The organism is Actinocrispum sp. NPDC049592 (assembly GCF_040675465.1).
Lineage (GTDB): Bacteria > Actinomycetota > Actinomycetes > Mycobacteriales > Pseudonocardiaceae > Kibdelosporangium.
In genome coordinates this window covers 298,745-318,977 of the sequence record NZ_JBFAPA010000008.1, presented here as the reverse complement: position 1 = coordinate 318,977, position 20,233 = coordinate 298,745, and the positions used below count along the sequence as shown (strand labels likewise).

Annotated in this window: 8 protein-coding genes; 4 read left to right on the top strand and 4 right to left on the bottom strand. The window is 69.4% G+C overall.

All coding sequences use genetic code 11. The annotated features are described in order from the left end of the window. The first annotated feature begins 255 nt into the window (after positions 1-255). Positions 256-498: a hypothetical protein gene (locus tag AB0J95_RS22440; RefSeq protein WP_364760804.1), complete on the top strand. Its 243-nt coding sequence runs from the start codon at positions 256-258 to the stop codon at positions 496-498. Between the two features lie 214 nt (positions 499-712). After that, on the top strand, positions 713-1,549 hold the full coding sequence (locus tag AB0J95_RS22435; RefSeq protein ID WP_364761120.1) for a dienelactone hydrolase family protein: 837 nt from the start codon (positions 713-715) through the stop codon (positions 1,547-1,549). 71 nt (positions 1,550-1,620) lie between these two features. Here AB0J95_RS22435 and AB0J95_RS22430 read toward each other — a convergent pair whose 3' ends face one another. Further along, positions 1,621-2,541 carry an NAD(P)-dependent oxidoreductase gene (locus AB0J95_RS22430; RefSeq protein WP_364760801.1) on the bottom strand — a complete coding sequence of 307 codons (921 nt, stop codon included), beginning with the start codon at positions 2,539-2,541 and terminating at the stop codon, positions 1,621-1,623. 15 nt (positions 2,542-2,556) lie between these two features. Then, complete coding sequence (locus AB0J95_RS22425; protein ID WP_364760798.1) at positions 2,557-3,462, bottom strand: hypothetical protein; 906 nt, start codon at positions 3,460-3,462, stop codon at positions 2,557-2,559. A gap of 232 nt (positions 3,463-3,694) precedes the next feature. Between AB0J95_RS22425 and AB0J95_RS22420 the strand changes: the two genes are divergently transcribed. Both AB0J95_RS22420 and AB0J95_RS22415 read left to right on the top strand, forming a co-directional pair. Then, complete coding sequence (locus AB0J95_RS22420) at positions 3,695-10,336, top strand: LamG domain-containing protein (protein ID WP_364760795.1); 6,642 nt, start codon at positions 3,695-3,697, stop codon at positions 10,334-10,336. A gap of 41 nt (positions 10,337-10,377) precedes the next feature. Further along, positions 10,378-16,143, top strand: coding sequence for an RHS repeat-associated core domain-containing protein (locus tag AB0J95_RS22415; protein WP_364760792.1), 5,766 nt, complete (start codon positions 10,378-10,380; stop codon positions 16,141-16,143). A 38-nt stretch (positions 16,144-16,181) separates the two neighbouring features. On the opposite strand, the gene AB0J95_RS22410 is transcribed toward AB0J95_RS22415, so the two are convergent. After that, entirely contained in the window at positions 16,182-19,379 is a 3,198-nt protein-coding gene (locus AB0J95_RS22410) for a tetratricopeptide repeat protein (RefSeq protein ID WP_364760789.1), read from the bottom strand. A gap of 199 nt (positions 19,380-19,578) precedes the next feature. After that, positions 19,579-20,178: a hypothetical protein gene (locus AB0J95_RS22405; RefSeq protein WP_364760786.1), complete on the bottom strand. Its 600-nt coding sequence runs from the start codon at positions 20,176-20,178 to the stop codon at positions 19,579-19,581. Positions 20,179-20,233: the final 55 nt, after the last annotated feature.

Here is a 20,233-nt window from a genome sequence, read left to right as displayed (position 1 = left end):
TCACCGGGTCCGAGCATCGACCCAGGATAGTGACTTGGGTATAAGCCGTCCGGCGGCACAAAGTTGAGCCGGACGGCGTAGTAAATCGATGTTTAGCCGGACAAGGCCACTGTTACCAGCACTGATACCGCCGCAGCGGCGATAACCGAAGTCCAATTGGTCGTGAGCGATTCACGGAATGGTTTCGGTCGTCAGTTCGACGGGTACCGAATAAAGCGGGTACCGACAAAGACGGCACACGAACTGGGAGGATCGATGTCACAAGCAGCCACACCCCATGGCCACCCGGTCACCTCGGCCCGGGTCTGTTCGATCGTGGCCTTCGTCCTCGCCGCTATCGCGGTGTTGTTCTTCCCGATCATCTTCGGGCCCGGCGCGATCATCCTCGGTATCGCCGGTTTCGCCATGGGCGACAAAGCGCTGGGCAAATGGGCGATCGCGGCGGGCGTGCTCGGCACAATTCTCGGTTTCGTTCTCGGATATCTCGCCGTGATGTGATCGGCGTCGTGCGCGATGGCCGGCCGGGCAGCTGCCCGGCCGGCCATCGACTGTCTGGACACTGTGGACGGTCGGCGTGGACGAGCGGTCAGCAGGGTCGCGTCAAGCCGATCGTCGCTACCGGCGCCATGTACCGGTGAGTAACGTGACAGGCACTGGTCTCCCTGCGACCTAAGAGGTGTACACCGTCGTGCATACTCGCAGCCTGTTCACCCTGCTCTCGATCACCGCCACCGTCCTGGCCGGCCCCACGCCCGCGCTCGCGGCGGCCAATCCCTACGAACGCGGTCCCGCTCCCACCGTCGCCAGCGTCGAAGCGGTCCGCGGCCCCTTCGCGAACGCGCAGATCACCGTTCCCGCAAGCACTGTCACCGGGTTCGGCGGCGGCACCATCTACTATCCGACCTCGACCAGCGAGGGCACGTTCGGTGCCGTCGTGATCTCACCCGGCTTCACCGCTCGCCAGTCCAGCATCGCCTGGTACGGGCCGCGGATCGCCTCCCAGGGCTTTGTCGTGATCACCATCGACACCTTGTCCACGCTCGACTCGCCCGACAGCCGCAGTACGCAACTGCTTGCCGCACTGGACTATCTGGTGCAGCGAAGCGCGGTCAGCACGAGGATCGACGGCAGCAGGCTGGGCGTGATGGGTCACTCGATGGGTGGCGGCGGCACGCTCCGGGCCGCGGCCACCCGGCCCGCCCTGCAAGCTGCCATCCCGCTGACTCCCTGGCACACAACGAAAAGCTGGCCATCAGTCAAGGTACCGACGATGGTGATCGGCGCGGAGAACGACACCACGGCCCCGGTCGCCTCGCATGCCGAGCCGTTCTACCAAAGCCTGACATCCGCTCCGGACAAGGCCTACCTGGAGCTCAACAACGCCGGCCACTCCGCGCCGACCTCCGCCAACACGACCATCGCGAAGTACAGCATCTCCTGGTTGAAGCGGTTCATCGACAACGACACCCGCTACGACCAGTTCCTGTGCCCGCCCCCGGTCCCCAGTTCGGTGATCGAGGAGTACCGCGACACCTGCCCGCATTCCTGATCGCGCGAGGGCGGGACCTGGTGTCCCGCCCTTGTCGAATTCTCTCGTTCTCGCCACCCGGCCACGGAAAGTCAGTCGCGCTGGTTCTTCTTTCGTAGCGGGCTGTTTCGGCGTAGCTCGGTGCCGGCCTGTTCCTCAAGCCATGCAGTGGCCATGAGTTCACCGTCGACGGCGCCGAAACGTTGCAGCGCCAGCCGATGCACTTCGGCGATGACGGAGGTGAGCGGGTGGGGCAGGTGGGCTCGGCCGGCAGTTCGTTCGACCGAGTCGAGTTCCTCGACGCATCGGTCCAGCCCGAAGTCGCGGAGGTAGTCGCCAGCCAGCAGCGCAGGAAGGTGTTGCCTGACATAGGCGCTGTCGCCTGCGCTGCCCAGGAGGAGTTCGCGCGTCCGGCCGGGAGCTTGCCCGTGGTGCTGGGCCAGCAGCAGGGCTTCGGAGGTCAGCACGGAGTGCCCGAACCACATCAGGTTGATCAACAGCTTGTTCAGGTATCCCATGCCAGGGCCGCCGACATGGTGAACCGTGCTGGCGAACGCACGGAGGATCGGTGCGTTCGCTTGCAGCACAACGAGATCTCCGCCCACATGCAGGGTGACCGTGCCGTCGCGCATTGCCGCGACACCGCCCCCGATCGGAGCGTCGAGGTAGGCGACGCCGTGAACTTCGGCGACGCGCGCGCATTGCTGCCCGAGCTCGACCGACGCGCTGGTCATGTCGATCCAGACCGCGCCATCCTCCATAGTGGACAAGAAGTCGCTGTCGCCGAGTACGAGTTCTCGCAGTTCTGGGCTTCCCGGCAGCACCGTGAAAACGACCGGGCACGATGCCGCGACTGTCGCCACGTCCCGCGCCCATTGCGCGCCTGATGTCACCACGTCGTCGCGACGTTCGGCGCGGATGTCGGTCGCGACGACGTGATGTCCTGCCTCGACAAGGCGACCTACCAGGACAGTGCCGATCCTGCCCACCCCAGCAACGCCGACGGTCGCCATGTCGCCTCCGAAGGTTTACGCGCCGACCAGGAGGACTTCGTAGGTCGGGCTGGTGGGCGGGAAGCCGCTGAAGATGTGCGAGTTGACCACCGCGAGCCGGTTGCCGACCTTGGCCGCCGAGACCGGCTGGTCGAACAGGTCGTCCTCGATCGTGCCGGCCGCGACGCCGTGGCTCAGGTCGCCGTCCAGGCGCCACCGGCTGATCGTGTCGTTGAGCTGCACCGCCCACAGTCGCCTGCCTTCGAGGACGAGGCTGACCACGCTGGGCGCGTCGACGCCCGCGATTTCCTTGCTGGCTCCGGTGACCGGGTTGATCGTGTACACCTTGCCGGGCGTGGTCGCGGCGACGAGCAAGGTGTCCCCGGACGGTGTGGCGATGATGTCGTTCATGAAGAACTCGCCGGGGGAGCCGCCGGCCCCGGGGCCGCTCAACGGAAGTGTGCGCGGCGAGCCGAGTACGCCGAACAGGTCCGGCACGAAGAACAGCTGCGGGTGGTACGAGTCGGTGAACCAGGCCCCATACGGGGTCACCACGACGTCGTTGATGTACGACGTCTGAGGGTCGCCGAACGTGTAGTCCGCGACTTTCGCCTTGGTGCGGGTGTTGTAGACGTACGCCTTGCCGCCGTTCCCGCCCGCGACGAACAGCAGGTTGTGGCGCCGGTCCAGGTCCAGGCCCGCCGCCCCGGTGCCGGGCGGCACTTCGATGAACCGTTCCGCGGTGCCCCGCCTGATGTCCTCGCGGAAGATGGTGCCGGCGATCAGGTCGCCGGTGTAGAACGTGCCGTCGCCCGCGTCCGTGATTCCCTCGGCGGAGGTGGCGCCGGGAAGCACGATCACCTTGGTCGCCGCCGCTGCCGGGCCGGCCAGCCCCAGCACGAGCGATGACACCACGAGCGGTATGGCCAGGATCTTGCGCATACGAAATCCCTCCAGTCACCCCAGTCCCCGGCAGCCATCCTGCCTCACCGGTCAACACCGCTGTCGTGGATACTGTTCACCCAGGTGTCCGATGATCCGGAGAATCACTGACTGCCGGTTTTGCCCGTGAGGACGCCAAACCCGCCTGATGTCGGGTTGATGCTGGGTTGATGCCGCCTTTCCGCATGATTCTGCCCTGTTTGTCCACTGGGGACTGCGGGGAGGAGTCACGGTGCACCTGCGTCGTGTCGTGGTGGCCGGTACGGTCACCGCCTTGATGGGTTCGATGCTGACGCTGCTCGTGGGCAGCGGTCAGCTGGCGCCGCCGCGGCCGGCGCCGATCGCGGAGGCGCCGGACGCGCCCGCGGCGATGGTGGCCGCCAGGCTGCAGGGGACGCGGGTGGAGGTCGCCGGCGAGCGGACGCCGACCCAGGCGGTGTACGCCAACCCCGGTGGCACGTTCACGTCTGAGCTGACGGCCGTGCCCGTGCGGGTGCAGAAGGGCGGCAAGTGGGTCGGCGTCGACACCAATCTCGGCAAACAGGCCGACGGTGTGGTCGCGCCCAAGGCCGCCGACGGCGACCTGACCCTGTCCCCGGGCGGGGACGGCGCGCTCGCGACCCTGCGGCGCGACGGGAAGACGTTGGCGCTGTCCTGGCCCGGCACGCTGCCCGCGCCCGAGCTGTCCGGCTCGCATGCCACCTACCGCGGCGTCTTCCCGGGTGTGGACCTGGTGATGATCGCCGAGCGGAGCGGGTTCAGCCAGCACCTCGTGGTGCACGACGCCGAGGCCGCGCAAAACCCCGCGCTCAAGGCGATCCGGCTGCTGGTGAAGGCCGACGGCCTCACCCTGACCGCGGACAAGGACGGCGCTCTGCACGCCGTCGACAAGGCCGGCGCCGAGTTGTTCGGCGCGCCGCCGTCGACCATGTGGGACGCCGCCGGGCGCATCGCGCCGATCGGGGTGTCCGTTGTGGACGGTGCGCTGCTGCTGGCGCCGGACGCGAAGTTCCTCGCCGACCCCGCGGTCAAATACCCGGTCACCGTCGACCCGACGCTCACCACGATCCAGAAGTGGGCCTGGGCGAACGTGCTGTCCGGCCACCCGGACACGGCGTACTGGTGGACCAGCGGCGACGGCAACGCGCAGGTCGGCAAGTGCCCGAGCGACCTGCCGGGCGGCAGCTGGTGCAACGGGATCGGGGTGGGGCAGTCCTACTTCCAGTACGACACCTCGGGCATGGGCGGCCGGACGCTGATCAACGCGACCCTCACCACGAGCGTCATCTCCAGCCCCGACTGTTCCAACCGCGAACAGGTGGTGTTCCTGGCAGACCGCGGGATCGGGGTCAACACGACGTGGAACAACAAGCCGGGCGGCGGCTGGAACCGCACGATCTCGGTGCCCGGCGTGCACGAGGGGGACTGCGGCACGGGCTGGAAGGAGGTCGGGTGGGACATCCCGATCGACCTGATCGCCACCGGGGGCCACACCCCGCTGTTCCTCGCGGCCAAGAATGCGGGCGACTCCTACGCTTGGCGCAAGTACGACCCGGGCTCGACGGTGCTCAAGGTCAAGTGGAACCGCACGCCGGACGTGCCCGGCGCCCTCGGCACCGACCCGGTACTGCCCCCGCCCTGCAAGTTCTGCGGCGGCCTGCCCTACATCGGCCAGGACAGCATCACGCTGAACGCGCAACTGTCCGATCCGGACGGTGACTCCCTCCTCGCGCAGTGGCGGGTGTCCGCCAACGGCAAGGAGATCGCGTCGTGGGACGGCGGGCCGCCGCAGGGGTCCGGTGCGGTGCACACCGCGCAGATCAACTTGGCGGACAAGGACGGTCAGCGGATCGGCTGGTGGGTGCACGCCAGCGACGGCGTGGTCTCCAGCGGGCAGGCCAATGGCAAGGATTTCGTCGTCGACCGGACCCGCCCGGACAAGATGCCGACCGTGGCGTCCGATCTGTACACAGAGGACAACCGCTGGCACGGCGGCACCGACGTGCCCGGCACGTTCACCTTCGGCAGCAACGGTGTCGGCGACATCGACCACTACAAGTACGGCTGGCAGGACCCGCCGAACATCCCGATCGACGCGAACGCCCTCGGCCAAGGTGCGACCGTCAAGCTGCCCATGCCGGGCGACGGCCCGCAGACGCTCTACGTGCGCAGCTACGACCGGGCGGGCAACGAGAGCCCACAGCGCGAGTACCGGTTCTACGTCCGCGCGGGCAACGGCCCGCTGGCGCAGTGGTCGCTCGACGGCAACGCGCGGGACACCGCGTTCCTCGGCGACCGGCACGGCACGCTCAACAACGGCGCGACCTTCCAGGCGGGCGGGGCGCAGGGCTCGGCGATCAAGCTGGACGGCAACGACGACGACATCACCGCGCCGAACGCGGTCCGCACCACCGCCGGGTTCACCGCGTCCGCGTGGGTGAACCTGCAGGACAGCCGCTATGCCCGCGCGATCGTCAGCCAGGACGGCTTGAAGTTCCCCGGTTTCGCGCTCTGGTTCCGGGCCGAACCCGACGGCACCAACCCGCGCTGGGTGTTCGGGAAACCGACCTCGACCGGGTCGTGGACGAGTATCGCGATGGCGGAGTCGGCGGTCGGGGCGCCGCAGCAGAACACGTGGACGCACCTGGCGGGCGTGTACGACCCGGACGCCAACGAGATCCGGCTCTACGTCGACGGCAGGCTCGCCGCGACCACGCACTCCCCGCCGGCCACGGACTACGCGGGCGGCCCGGTCCGGATCGGCCGGATCATCTGGGACGGCAACATCGTCGACGCGTTCCCCGGCGCGATCGACGAGGTGCAGATCTTCGACCGCCCGCTGGCGGCGAGCGAGGTCATGGGCCTGGTCAGCGCGGGCAACGTCCAGGTCGCGCAGTGGAAGTTCGACGACGACAAGGGCACGACCGCCCGCAACGCGGTCGAAGGCGGGACGGACGCCGTGCTGGAGGGTGGTGCGGCGTTCGTCTCCGACGGTGCGGTCGGCCGCGGGCTGCGTCTGGACGGCGCCACCGGCGTCGCCTCGACACCCGGCCCGATGGTGCGCACTGACCAGAGTTTCTCGGTCGCGGCGCAGGTTCGCCTGAACGCGGACGCCGACGAGAACGGCACGTTCACCGTGCTCAGCCAGGACGGCGAGAAGATCTGCGCGTTCTGCCTGCAGTACCAGGGCAAGAAGTGGGTCTTCGTACTGCCGCGCTCGGACGCGGACACACCGACGGGCTACGACTGGGTCAGCACGAGCTTCCAGCCGGTCCGCAACCAGTGGTACCACCTGGCCGGGACGTACGACGCGCCCAGCGGCAAGATCCGGCTCTACGTCGACGGTGAACAGATCGGCGAGAGCACCAGAATCACGCCGTGGCAGGCGCTGCACGCCTTCCGGATCGGCCAGGCGTTGATCCGCGGCGAGGCGCACCAGCGGCTGCCCGGCACGGTCGACGACGTCCGCGTGTACAGCCGCGCGATCTCGCCGGACGAGGTCCGCGCGCTGGTCACCAGTGCGGGTGTGACGGCGGCGACCTGGAAGTTCGACGGCAATCCCGCCGAGGTGAACGGGCGGTTCCCCGGCACGGTCGAGCCGGGCGCCGACTGGGCGGCCGGGCAGACCAACCTGCCTGACCCGGGTGACCTGGCGCTGCGGCTCAACGGCTCCGCCGCAGTCACTACCACGGGGCCGGTCGTGCACACCGACCGCAGCTTCTCGGTGACCGCGTGGGCGCGGCTGGACAAGATCGGCGGCCAGGCCGCGGTCGTATCGCAGAACGGGCAGCACGTCGCCGGGTTCGACCTGCGCGCGCTTTCGGACGGGCGCTGGGGTTTCGTGGCCATGAACACCGACCAGCCGGGCACCGGCGACGAGGCCTCCGGCCCGGTCGCGCAGCCGGGGGTCTGGACGCACCTGGCCGGGGTCTACAGCAAGGACCGCCAGCGGATCGAGCTGTACGTCAACGGTGTGCTCGTCGGCTCGGCCGCGCACACCGGTGGGTTCGACGCCACCGGCAATGTCCAAATCGGACGGTCGCTGTGGGCGGACAACCCGAAGGTGGAGGCGTTCACCGGCGCCATCGACGACGTCTCGCTCTACACCCGCGCACTGCTCGCGGGCGAGATCCAGACCATGTCCGGGCGGGATGTCAGCCTCGCCCACCAGTGGACGTTCGACGAGGGCAAGGGAACGCGCGGTGCCGACGCCGTCGGCGTGAAGCCGGCGACGCTCAGCGCGGGCGCGACGTTCGCGCCTGGCCGCGTCGGCAACGCGCTCGACCTGCCCAACGGCGGCTACGCCACGACGCCCGAGATGGACATACGCACCGACACCAGCTTCACGGTGTCCGCGTGGGTGAACCTCAAGGACAACCCTTGTGACATCGAGCAGACGGACCGGTGCTTCCGCAGCGCCGTGTCGCTGGACGGCGGCAGTACCAGCAGCACCAGCAAGTTCCGGCTCGGGAACGTCATCGACGACAAGGGCCACGACAACAACTGGATCTTCGAGGTGCCGGAGGCGGGCGGCGCGGTGACCAAGGCGTCGGTGGAGGTCTGGCCGAGCGACCTGAACAGCTGGGTGCACCTGGCGGGCGTGTACGACGCGCCGAACAAGACCATCTGGTTGTACGTCGACGGCGTCCGCAAGGAGTCCGGCACGCTGCTGCAACCGTGGCAGGCCAACGGCGGGCTGCAGTTCGGCCGTTCGAAGACGGCGAACAACTGGGGCGACTACTGGCACGGCGGCATCGACGACGTCCGGCTCTACACCGGCGCGCTGACCGCGGACCGGGTCTCGGCGCTGCACTCGTCCTACCCGGTCGATCAGCCGGCGGCGCTCCCGGCGGCCGATGCCGGGTACTGGAAGTTCGACGAGAACACCGGCACCACGGCGGCGGACGCCAGCGGGCGCGGGAAGACCGCGACGCTGAGCGCGGGCGCGAGCTGGCACTCCGGCCGCAACGCCACCACCGGGTGGTTCGACGGCAAGACCGGAGCCGCGGAGACGTCGGGCCCGGTCGTCGACACGAATACGAGCTTCTCGGTGTCGGCGTGGGTCTACAACCTCGACAACACCCGCTACACCACGGTGTTCGGGCAGGACGGGGACCAGCTCAGCTCGTTCTACGTCCAGTACGACCCGACCGCGAAGAAGTGGGCCGCCGTGGCATCGGTCAATGGCGAGCTCAAGTACGTCCTGTCCACCGAGGCCGGGTACATCGACGGCTGGGTGCACCTGACGCTCGTCTACGACAAGGCGTTGGGCCAGTTGAAGCTGTACGTCAACGGCGGCCTCTCCGGGGTCATCACCGGAGTCACAGTGGCTGCCGCGAACGGGAAGTTCGCCATCGGCCGATGCCGCTGGAACGGCACCAACGCGTGCTTCTTCAAGGGCGGCATCGAAGAGGTCCGCGTGTACGGGGACAAAGCGCTGACCGACGCCGAGGTCCGGAAGGTGCACGACGACATCCCGCCCGCGGCCCGCGGGACCTGGCGCTTCGACGACGGCACGCTCAAGGACTCTTCCTGGGTCGGTAACACGGCCACGCTGACCGGCACCGCGAGCTACCCGCCCGGCCGGTCCGGCAAGTCGCTGCTGCTCGACGGCGCGTCCGCGGTCACCACCGGGAATGTCGGGGCCGTCATGCGCGACAGCTTCACTGTTGCCGCGTGGGCGAAACTGCATCGCGGCGACAAGGTGGCGACGGTGCTCGGCCAGGACGGCGCGCGGCACAGCGGGCTGGTGCTGCAGTACCGCCCGGAGATCGGCCGGTGGATCTTCGGTGCCCCGAGGTCGGACGACGCCGACGCGGACAACCGTCCGCTGGTGTACGCGAACTCGCTGGCGGCTCCCGCGCTCAACGAGTGGACGCACCTGACCGGCGTCTACGACTACCCGGCACGTCAGCTTCGGTTGTACGTCAACGGGGAGCTCGTCGGCACGAAGGACAACGTTCTGCTGTGGACGGCGTGGGGCGGTTTCACCATCGGCCGGGACAAGGAGAACGGCGTGCCCGCCGGGTTCTTCACCGGCGCGATCGACGAGGTCTACACCGACGAGGGCGTCGTGCCCGAGGCGGAGATCCGTGCCCGCGCCGGGTGGGCGCCGCCCGCGGGCGGCCAGCTCGGCCGGTTCGTCGGCCCCGGCGACCACCGCAGTGCCGGGACCAGCACCGGGATCTGGGACCGGTTCGCGCCGATCCCGGCCGGGTTCCGGTTCGAGACGCCGCTGGGCAGGCTGGTGCCCGCGGGTACCGCCGGGACGCACCCGATGTTCAGCTGCCTGAAGAACGACGTCGACGCGTTCGTCTCGATCGACCCGGCCTGTGAGGGTGCGACGAAGCTGGGCGAGGTCGGTTCGAGCTACATCGACCGGCCCGCCGGGGTGACGACCATGCCGCTCTACCGGTGCGTGTTCAACGGCGAGCGGTTCGAGTCGAACGACCCGGCGTGCGAGGGCCAGGTGGTGGACGGCCTGCTCGGGTACCTCCCGGCGTACGCGCCGCTGGTCCGGTACCTGCTGCCGCGGGCGGGCGAGCACTCGGTGGACGCGGGCGGACCGCCGCCGGGCTACCGGTTCGAGGGCACGCTGGGACTGGTGGCGCGCACGAACGAGGCCGGGACGCAGCTGCTGCAGTCCTGTGTGGACGGTTCGGACCGGTTCGTGTCGACCGACCCGGCGTGCGCGGGCAAGACCGTCGAGGGCACGGCCGGCTACATCTGGACCCAGCCGCCCGCCGGACGGCCGAACATCCAGGTGTTCCAGTGCGCGTCGAACATCGCCGCCGGGGAACTGTTCGTGTCGAGGGACTCCGCCTGCGAGGGCCAGACCGTCCGTGGCTCGCTGGGCTACCTGCTCACCGCATGAAGACCAAGGGGGAAGTTGTGCGTAGGAGAACCAGGCGTGGCTTGACCTTGACGGTGGCCGCGCAGCTGGCGGCGTCCGTGTTGCTGGCCGTCGCGGGACCGGTGTGGGCGGGGGAGCCGTCCACAAAGCTGGACAGTGTCCCGTCCGTGCCGGTGAGCAGCCCGTCCTGGCGGACCATCGAGCCTGACCAGGCGTCGGCGCACCAGCTCGCGGGCGACCAGCCGGCCAAGCCCGCGCAGGAGGGCGCGGGCACGTCGACGGCGACCTCGCTCTCGCCGTCGGCGAGCTGGGCGGTGTCGCCGCACACCGGCGACTTCACCTGGTCGTACCCGCTGCGGGTGCCACCAGCGGCGGGCGGGCTGACGCCGAGCCTCGCGCTGTCCTACCGATCGTCCGCTGTGGACGGACGGACGACGGTGACCAACAACCAGCCGTCGTGGATCGGCGACGGCTGGGCGTTGTCCTCGGGGTTCGTCGAGCGCACTTACGGGGGGTGTTCGGCGGACACCGAGGGCGACGTGAAGCCACCACAGGTGGGGGACCTGTGCTGGCGCAGCGACAACGCCACGGCGTCCTACGGTGGCGCGGGCGGGATGCTGATCCGGGACGACGCGACCGGGAAGTGGCGGCCGCGCGACGATGACGGGTCCCGCATCGAGCGGATCACCGGCACGGGCAACGGCGACAACGACGGTGAGTCGTGGAAGATCACGACCGTCGACGGGACCCAGTACTTCTTCGGGTCGGACGCCGGGTCGACGTGGACGGTGCCGGTGTTCGGCGACGACTCCGGCGAGCCGTGTCACGGCGGTTCGTTCGACGCGTCCTCGTGCACCCAGGCGTGGCGGTGGAACCTCAGCCGCGTGGTGGACCGCAACGGCAACGAGATGCGGTTCTACTACACCACCGAGACGAACTCCTACGGCTTCAACGGCAAGGACAACGCCGTCTCGTACGCCCGTGGCGGGTACCTGGACCACATCGACTACGGCCTGCGCGACGGCGTCACGCAGCCGTCCGGGCGGGTCGTGTTCACGACGGCCGACCGGTGTGTGCCGGGCAGCGACTGCAAGCCGGAGAAGAAGGACAACTGGCCGGATGTGCCGTGGGAGGCCAAGTGCGACCAGGCCACCTGCGCGGACAACCACTCGCCGACGTTCTGGACCACCAAGCGGCTGGCGTCGGTGACCACGAAGGTGTGGCGTGGCACGGACTTCGGCGACGTCGACCGGTGGGAACTGGACCAGCAGTACCCCGATCCCGGTGACGGGGAGAAGGCCGCGTTGTGGCTCAAGGGGATCAAGCACACCGGCCTGGCCGGTGGGACGGCGGAGATGCCGTCGGTGACGTTCCAGGGCACGCCGCTGTACAACCGCGTCGAGATGCCGGCGGACGGCGCCTCGCCGTTGATGCGCTACCGGGTGACGGGAATCGTGTCCGAGACCGGTGGGTTCACCTCGATCACCTACGAGTCCGAGTGCAAGCCGGGCAACCTGCCCGCCAACCCGGAGACCAACACCAAACGGTGCTTCCCGGTGCGGTGGGCCAAGAAGAACCACGCCGAGCGGACCGACTACTTCCACAAGTACGTCGTCACGTCGGTGACGCAGACCGACCGGCTGACCGTGGACGGGCAGCCGAGGTCGACCTTCCCCGAGGAGGTCACCCGGTACGAGTACCTCGACGGCGCGGCCTGGCACTGGGACACCTCGGAGTTCACCAAGGACGACAAGCGGACGTGGAACGAGTTCCGCGGGTTCGGCCGGGTGCGGGTGCGCAACGGCACCGCGGACGATCCGGCAGGTCCGGTGACCATGTCCGAGCAGCGGTTCTACCGTGGCATGGACGGTGATCACCTGCCGTCGGGGACACGGCAGGCTTCGGTGTCCGACTCCGAGGGCGGCGTGCGGGCCGACTCGGACTGGTTGGCGGGCTTCGGTTTCGAGAGCGCGACGTTCGACCGCGAGGGGCCGTCGGACCAGCCGGATCCGGCACGGGTGAGCAAGTCGATCACCGAGCCGTCGGTGCAGGGGCCGACGGCCACGCGGGGTGCGTTCAAGGCGTATCTCGTGGGCGCTGGGGTGTCGACTGGCTACACCGCACTGGGTTCCGGCTGGCGCAAGACCCGGACCGAGACCACGTACGACGACCTCGGCCTGGTGACCAAGGTGAACGACCTCGGCGACCCCGACACGGCCGCCGACGACCGCTGCACGCACACCGAGTACGCGCGCAACTCCGACGCCTGGCTGATGGGCTTGCCGGGGCACGTGTGGACGGATTCCGTCCACTGTGGAGCTGACGTCGAGCATCCGCGGGATGCGTTGTCCGACAGCAAGACGACTTACGACGAGCACGGCAACGCCGTGAAGTCCGAGGTCGCCAAGGAGCGTCCGGCGGCCGGCCCGGTGTACTTCACGGCCGGCACCTCCGTCTACGACGCGCACGGGCGGGTCACGTCGAGTACGGACACCCTTGGGCGCACAACGAAGACGGCGTTCACGCCGGAGGTCGGCGGCCCGGTCGCCAAGACCGTGGTCACCAGCCCCGGAACCGACGCTGTGCCAGCCGGATTGGTGTCGACCACGACGTTCGACCCGGCATGGGGACTGCCCACGCTTACCAGTGACCCGAACGCGCGGAAAACCGAGACGCAGTACGACGCACTCGGCCGTGCGACCGCGGTGTGGACACCGTCCTGGACCAAGGCCGACCACCCGGACGTGCCCTTCAGCCGCATGGCGTACCTCGTGCGCGCCGATGCGCCGACGGTGATCACCACGACCGGGATCGGCCCGACCGGCGCCGAGGTCTCCGGGAACACCATCTACGACGGGTTGCTGCGGCCCCGTCAGGTCCAGGCCCCAGCCATGGGTGGCGGGCGCCTGCTCACCGACACGCGCTACGACTCGCAGGGCCGCGTGTGGAAGACCACCCAGCCGTACTACAACGACAAAGCCGTGGACACCGAGCTGCGGATCGCGTCCGATGTGGACATCCCGGGGCACACCCGGTCGCACTTCGACGGAGCGGGGCGCGCGGATGCGTCGATCTACTTCGCGGGTGCCTTCGAGAAGCGGCGGACCACGACGGCGTACTTCGGTGACCACGTGGACGTCACGCCGCCTCCCGGCGGAACACCGACGTCGACGTACACCGACGTGCGCGGGCAGACCGTCGAGCTGCGGCAGCACCACGACGGCGGCTTCGACTCCACCAAGTACACCTACGACAAGGCGGGCCGGACGTCGACGATGACCGACCCCTCGGGCGCGGTCTGGCGGTTCGGGTACGACTTCCTCGGTCGTCAGACCAGCAGCGACGACCCCGACAGCGGCGTGATCACGAAGACGTACAACGACGCCGGTCAGGTCCTGACGTCGCGGGACGCCGGCGGTTCGGTGCTGGCGTACACCTACGACACCTTGGGGCGCGCGACTGGGAAGTTCGCGGGTTCCGTCGACGGTACGAAGCTGGCGGAATGGACGTACGACACGGTGACCCGAGGCAAGGGACAGCCCGCCTCGTCGACCGCGTTCGTGAACGGGAAGGCCTACACCGGGAAGGTGCTCAGCTACGACCCGGCGTACCGGCCGACCGGCACGTCGTTGATCATTCCGGCCTCGGAAGGCTTGCTGGCGGGCACGTATTCGTCGTACGCGGGCTACAACCCGGACGGCAGCATGTCCAGCCAGGCCTATCCCGCGGCCGGTGAGCTGCCCGCCGAGACCGTGAGCTTCGGCTACGACGCGCTCGGCCCGCTGACGACCAGCTGGGGCGGCTACGAGGGCACCACCGTCGACCTGGTGTCGGCGACCGATTTCACGCGTTACGGCGAGCTGGCGCGGCTGACGCTGGGTGCCGGCACCAAACGGGTGTGGTTGTCGCAGTATTACGACCAGAACGACCGGCGCCTGACGCGGTCCATTGTGGACGCTGAGGTGCCGTCGCCGATGCAGTCCGATGTGCGCTATTCCTACGATCAGGCCGGGAGCATCACGTCCATCGCGGACAGTTTCGCCGGTGACGTCCAGTGTTTCCGCACCGACGGGTTGCAGCGGTTGACCGAGGCGTGGACCGCCCCGGCGTGCTCGGCCGATCCGTCGGTGGCGGGTCTGCGCGGCCCGGCGCCGTACTGGCAGTCGTTCACCTACGACAAGGCGGGTAACCGGGCCACCTCCACCGATCACGCGGCTTCGGGTGATGTCATCCGGACGTACAAGGGTGAGGTCCCGGGGCACGCACACGCTCTGGGTTCGGTCAGCGGGCCCAGCGGTGTCACTTCGTATGCTTACACCGCTGCGGGGCAGTTGGCCTCGCGGTCGTCCGGCGAGCAGTTCACGTGGGACGAGCAGGGGAAGCTGGCGTCGGTGACGAAGGGTTCCCAGTCCACCTCCTACGTGTACGACGCTTCGGGCGCCCGGCTGATCCGGCGTGACCCGGGTGGAACCACGCTGTACCTGGGCAACCAGGAGCTGCGCGTTCCCGCCGCGGGCGGAAACCCCACCGTGACGCGGTACTACGCCCACGGCGGCCGGACGGTGGCGATGCGCCAAGGCCGGGGCGCCTTGACGTGGCTGGCATCCGACCACCAGAGCACGGCGCGGACGGCGGTCAATTCGTCCACTTTGGACGTTGTGCAGCGCCGCCAGCTCCCGTTCGGCGGTCCGCGTGGCGGGGCTCCGGCATTCCCCGGCACGCGCGGTTTCGTCGGCGGTGTCATGGATTCCAGCACCGGCCTGACCCACCTGGGTGCACGCGAGTACGACCCGGACACCGGCCGGTTCATCTCGGTGGACCCGGTGCTGAACGCTGGAGATCCGCAGCAGCTCAACGGATACACCTACAGCGACAACAACCCGGTCACCGAGAGCGACCCATCGGGCCTGATCGCCCAACGCTGCATGATGGACGACTGCGGCCACTCCGGCGGCTACAACCCAGCCTCCCCAACACCGTCCCCAGCACCTTCGCTGGAGCAGCCGTTCGGTATGAGATCTCTCCCCGGCTACGACCCTCGCGTCTACTCCTCGATCGGTGGCAAGAATGGGACGAAGCCGGCCAGGATCAGCGCGACCGACGTGAAGGTGTGGCGCTCCGAGCTCACGAACGCGGACGAAAGGGCGATGCGGTGCGCGGCCGGTCCGTTGTTCAACCGGAGCGACATATTGTCGGACAGCGGCTGCCGGCAGGCGGCCGGGCAGTTGGAGGCGGGACGCAAGACCAACGAGCGGATCCTCGGCACGCCGCCCCCGAAGCCTTCGATCGACTTGCTGGCCGGGGTCCAGATGCTCAGGCAGGCCAATGAGAAGCAGATGGACGACTGGCTCGCGGCGGCTCATCTGCCGGGGCGGGACGGTCTCGGCGGCATCACGATCTCCATCTGCGCCGGTGCGGAGGCCTTCGCCGGCTTTGGTGGGGCCGGTGAGGTGTGCATCGCCAGGGACTCCATCGGCTACGGCTGGTCGGCTTCGGCGAAGACCGGCGTCGGCGCGAAGGTCGGCTACAGCTACGGCTTCAGCATCAAGGTGAGTGAGGGCACGATCACAGACCTCGGCGGCACCGGGGTCTGGGCCAGCGCAGGGATCAAGGAATCCCCCGTGGGCGTGGAGATCGGCCGCAGCTCGGACGGGAAGTACTCGCTGTCCGTGAGCGGCTCGCGCGGCAAGGAGGCCGAGATTCCGTGGCCCGTGGCCGGCGGAGGGGAGTGGGCCAGGTCCGGCTACTTCAAGGACATCGATCTATCGGCTTTCAACAAGGTCCACATGGAGGAGGCCTACCGGGTGGGACGGCTCGGCTGGAGGTGACCCGGTGACCGGACTTGTGAGCATTCCGCCTGGAACGCTCACAAGTCCGGGACACCCAAGTCGGTGAGGATCTCCAGGGCCGCCGAAGTCAGCTCGGCGGCCTTGGCGGTTTCCCCGTACGACTCACGGATCGCGGCAGCCACCCGCAAAGCGCGGGCCTCGTTCAGCCGCTGGCCGTCCTCACGGGCGATCTTCAGTGCCCGGCCGATGTCGCGGGTGGCGGTCGGCCCGTCACCCAGCGCCAGGTGTGCGGCCGCCAGTTCGGTGAGGGCGGCGCATTCGAGGACGCGCATGCCGGTCTCGTTCATCTTGGCCAGTGCGAGTTCGGTGTGTGTCACCGCGTCGGAGGGGCGGCCGATGGCGCGGTGGGCCGCGGCGAGTCCGATGAGGATGGACGCTTCGCCGTAGCGGAAGTTGATCTTCCGGGACAGTTCGAGAGCCACCGCGTATCCCTCGATGCTCTCGGCGAACCGGCCACGCCGCCGCGCGACGGTGGCGAGGATCTCCAGTGCGCCCGCCTCGTGGCGGCGCTCGCCGAGTTCGCGTCCTTGTTCGAGGGCCTGCCGGGCCTGTTTCTCCGCGTCGCCGTAGCGGCCGAGGTCGCAGTAGGTCTCGGCCAGGCAGACCAGCGCGGAGGTGAAACCGTGCCGCATACCGCACTGGTCGGCCAGCCGCCGGCTTTCCTCGTGGTACTCGGCGGATTCGCGCATCCGCCCGGCGGTCCAGTGGGCCAGGCCGAGGCCGTTGAGCGACAGCAGCCGGATGTGCTGGTTGCCGATCCGTGCGCTCAGCTCCGCCGCCTTGGTGTGGCACATGATCGCCGCCTCGACGCGGCCGAGCGACAGCAGCGAGACACCGACGTAGTTGATCTCCCGTGCCTCGGTGCTCTCGTCGCCCGCCTGCCGCGCGATGGCCAGAGCGCGCTCGTGGTGACGCGTCGCGTCGTGGGGCTTGCCGAGCTGGGAGCACACCCGGCCCAGGCCGTGGCGCGCCTCCGCCTCGGCCGCCGGGTCCATGACGGTGACGCTGCCTTCGAGGGCCTCCTCGAAATGGGCCAGCGCGGCGTCGTAGTCGCTGAGGTTGTACGCGATCATCCCGCGCAGCACGAACACGGCGACCTCAGCGCGGCGGTCACCGGCCTCGCGTGCCGCGCCCAGCGCCGCGTTCGCCACCGCCAGCCCGTCCGCCGCGAGGCCGCGTCCGGCGAAGTAGCCGCGCAGGGCGTCCGCCAGCAGCACGCTGTAGTGCCGCAGCCCGGGGCAGCTCGTCGCGCGTTCGGCCGCGGCGACCAGGTTCGGCCGTTCGGTGTCGAGCCAGCGCATCGCCGGCTCGTCGTCGTCGAACGCCACGGTGGGTTCGCCCGCACCGGGCAGCAGCCGCCGGAACAGCGGGAACAGCCGTTGCGTGGCCGCGGACGCGATGCCGAGGTAGTGGTCGAACAGCCGGGTGTCGGCCGCCGCCAGCTCCTCGGGTGTCTCGTCGGCTCGCGCGCGGTCGGCGGCGTATTCGCGGACCAGGTCGTGGAACTGGAACCGGGACGGCCCGCGCCGGGTCAGCAGGCTCGCCGCGACCAGCCGGTCCAGGCAGCGGCGGGTCTGTTCGGCCGCGCCGGTCAGCGCCGCGGCCGCGGCCAGGTCGAAGTCCGGGCCGGGCACGCGGCCCAGCAGCCGGAACACCCGCCGCGCTGGCTCGTCGAGCGCCTGGTACGACAGCTGGAAGGTGGCCCGCACGGCGACGTCCGGGTCGCCCTCGATGGCCAGCTCCGCGAGCGGGTCGGCGCGCAGCGCGGCCACGTAGTCGCTGACCCGGGCGTGCTTGCCGCCCAGCAGGTTCGCCGCCGCGATCCGCAACGCCAGCGGCAGGTATCCGCACAGATCGGCGAGCCGGTCCACGGCCGTGGGCTCGGCATCGACCAGGTCGGCGCCGAGCAGGTCGGCGAGCAGCACCCGGGTGTCCGAAGTGGACAGTACATCCAGGGCGTGCACTTGCGCGTCGTTGAGCACGGTCAGCCCGCGCAGGTCGCTGCGGCTGGTCACCAGCGCCGCGCAGCCGGGGTTCGGTGGCAGCAACGGGCGGACCTGGTCGGCGTCGGCCGCGTTGTCCAGCACCACCAGCACCCGTCGCCGGGCGAGCATCGTCCGGTACAGCACGACCTGCTCGTCCAGTGTCATCGGCACGTGGGTGGAGGACACGCCGAGCGCCCGCAGGCACAACGTCATCGCCTGGGTCTTGGACAACGGCGAGGTCGACGCATACCCGCGCAGGTCGACGAACAGCTGGCCGTCCGGGAACCGCTCGGCCACCCGGTGTGCCCAGTGCACGGCCAGCGCGGTCTTGCCGATACCGCCAGGTCCGGCGATCACCAGGGTGCGGTGCCCGGGCGGGTCGCCGAGCAGCGCGTCCAGGTTCGCCAGGTCCGATGTCCGGCCGGAGAAGCTGGGCAGGTCGGCGGGCAACTGGCAGACAGCGGGCAGCGGCTCGGTGAGCGGGATCTCCTCCTGCGCGGTCAGGATGGCGCGGTGTGCCGCGCGCAGCCGCGGTCCGGGTTCGACGCCGAGCTCGTCGGTGAACATCCGGTGCACATCGCGGTAGGTCTCCAGGGCGTCCGCCTGCCGCCCGCTGCGGTGCAACGCGAGGATGTACAACACCCACAACGACTCCTGCCAGGGGTTTTCCCTGGTCAGAGCGGCGAGTTCGCCGATGATCTCGCGATGCGCGCCCAGCTGGAGGCTGACCTCCAGGTAGCGCTCCCTGGCGCGCAGCCGTTCCTCGGCCAGCGGCACCGCATGGTCGCGCTGCAGCGACTCGGACGGCACATCCACCAGCGGCGCGCCACGCCAGCAGGCCAGCGCCTCGGCCAGCAGCGTCCGCTCGGCCGCCGGCTCCGCGGTACGGGCCCGCTCGACCAGGGCGCGGAAACGCAGCAGATCCAGCTGCCCAGGCTCCAGCCGCAGCAGATACCCATCAGGCCGCGTCTCGATCACGGCCTCACCCAGCGCGCGCCGCAGCCGTTGCGCGTACAGCTGAGTGCTCTTGCGCGCGGTCGAGGGCTGCTCGTCGCCCCACAGCTCCTCGGCGAGCCGGTCCACCGGGACCGTCGCGTTCGGGCGGAGCAGCAGCGCCGCCAGCATGATCCGCAGTTTCGGCCCGTTCACCGGCACCGGCGTGCCGCCACGCGTCACTTCGAGCGGGCCGAGGATCCCGAATGCCAGTCCCGACGTGTCCGATGTCGACAACTCTCCCCCTCCGGGCGGATTCGCCCAGCCGCCCGCTGCCGAGAGCGTAACCCGGCCCGGCGCCAGATCCGGCGGACCTGCTGAAACAGGCACTGGAGGGATGCAGCCGCGCCCAGCGTGAAGCGCCGCCTGACCACGAAATCACCAACGTCCACAAGAGACAAGCGAGCTGTTCGCCGCTCAGCCGGGCGAAGGAGTTTCAGACGGCCAATGCGCGTGTCAGTTCGGCGGTCAGGGAGCGGATCTCCTCGATGTCGGCGGCGAGAACGCCGGTCGCGTCGCCGAACGCCAGCAGGTCTCGCGCCTCGTTCCTGGACATGGTCCTTGCCGGTGCGGGGGTGGTGGGGTCCTCGGACATCGTTTCCTCGTGGCGCACCAGCGGCGGCGAATGCGGCCTGCCGAACGCCCCAACCAGGTAGTGGGTGATCAGGACGTCGCTCTCGTCGCCCGGTTCGTCGGGATAACGCAGGACGAACAAGTTGAGCAACCCGGGCCGTCGGTGAGCGCCGAAGACTCGCCGGGTCACCGGGTCGACCACCAGCCGATGGTCCGGGATGCAGCGCGTCAGCGTCCACAACGCCCGGATCGCCTGGGCGCCATTGGCGATGCGTGTGCGGCGCCGGACCTCCAGCCGCCACGAGATACCCACGCTGGTCACGGCCAGGCCCACCAGGAGCAGCCCGATGTAGTTGGACGCCACGTAACCAGCCACGGTCACCGCGGTACCTAGGATGATCACAACAGTGGCACTGGCACGCTGGCGCAGCGTGTCCTCCAGGGACGTCACCGAATCGGCCATTGCGGGAACCTATCGTGCGCACTGACCCCTGACGGTCCGTATTCGGAAATCAGAT

Bases quoted from the DNA above. Each gene is read 5' to 3' on its own strand.
- AB0J95_RS22440 (WP_364760804.1), top strand. From the start codon at position 256: ATGTCACAAGCAGCCACACCCCATGGCCACCCGGTCACCTCGGCCCGG.
- AB0J95_RS22430 (WP_364760801.1), bottom strand. From the start codon at position 2,541: ATGGCGACCGTCGGCGTTGCTGGGGTGGGCAGGATCGGCACTGTCCTG.
- AB0J95_RS22425 (WP_364760798.1), bottom strand. From the start codon at position 3,462: ATGCGCAAGATCCTGGCCATACCGCTCGTGGTGTCATCGCTCGTGCTG.
- AB0J95_RS22405 (WP_364760786.1), bottom strand. From the start codon at position 20,178: ATGGCCGATTCGGTGACGTCCCTGGAGGACACGCTGCGCCAGCGTGCC.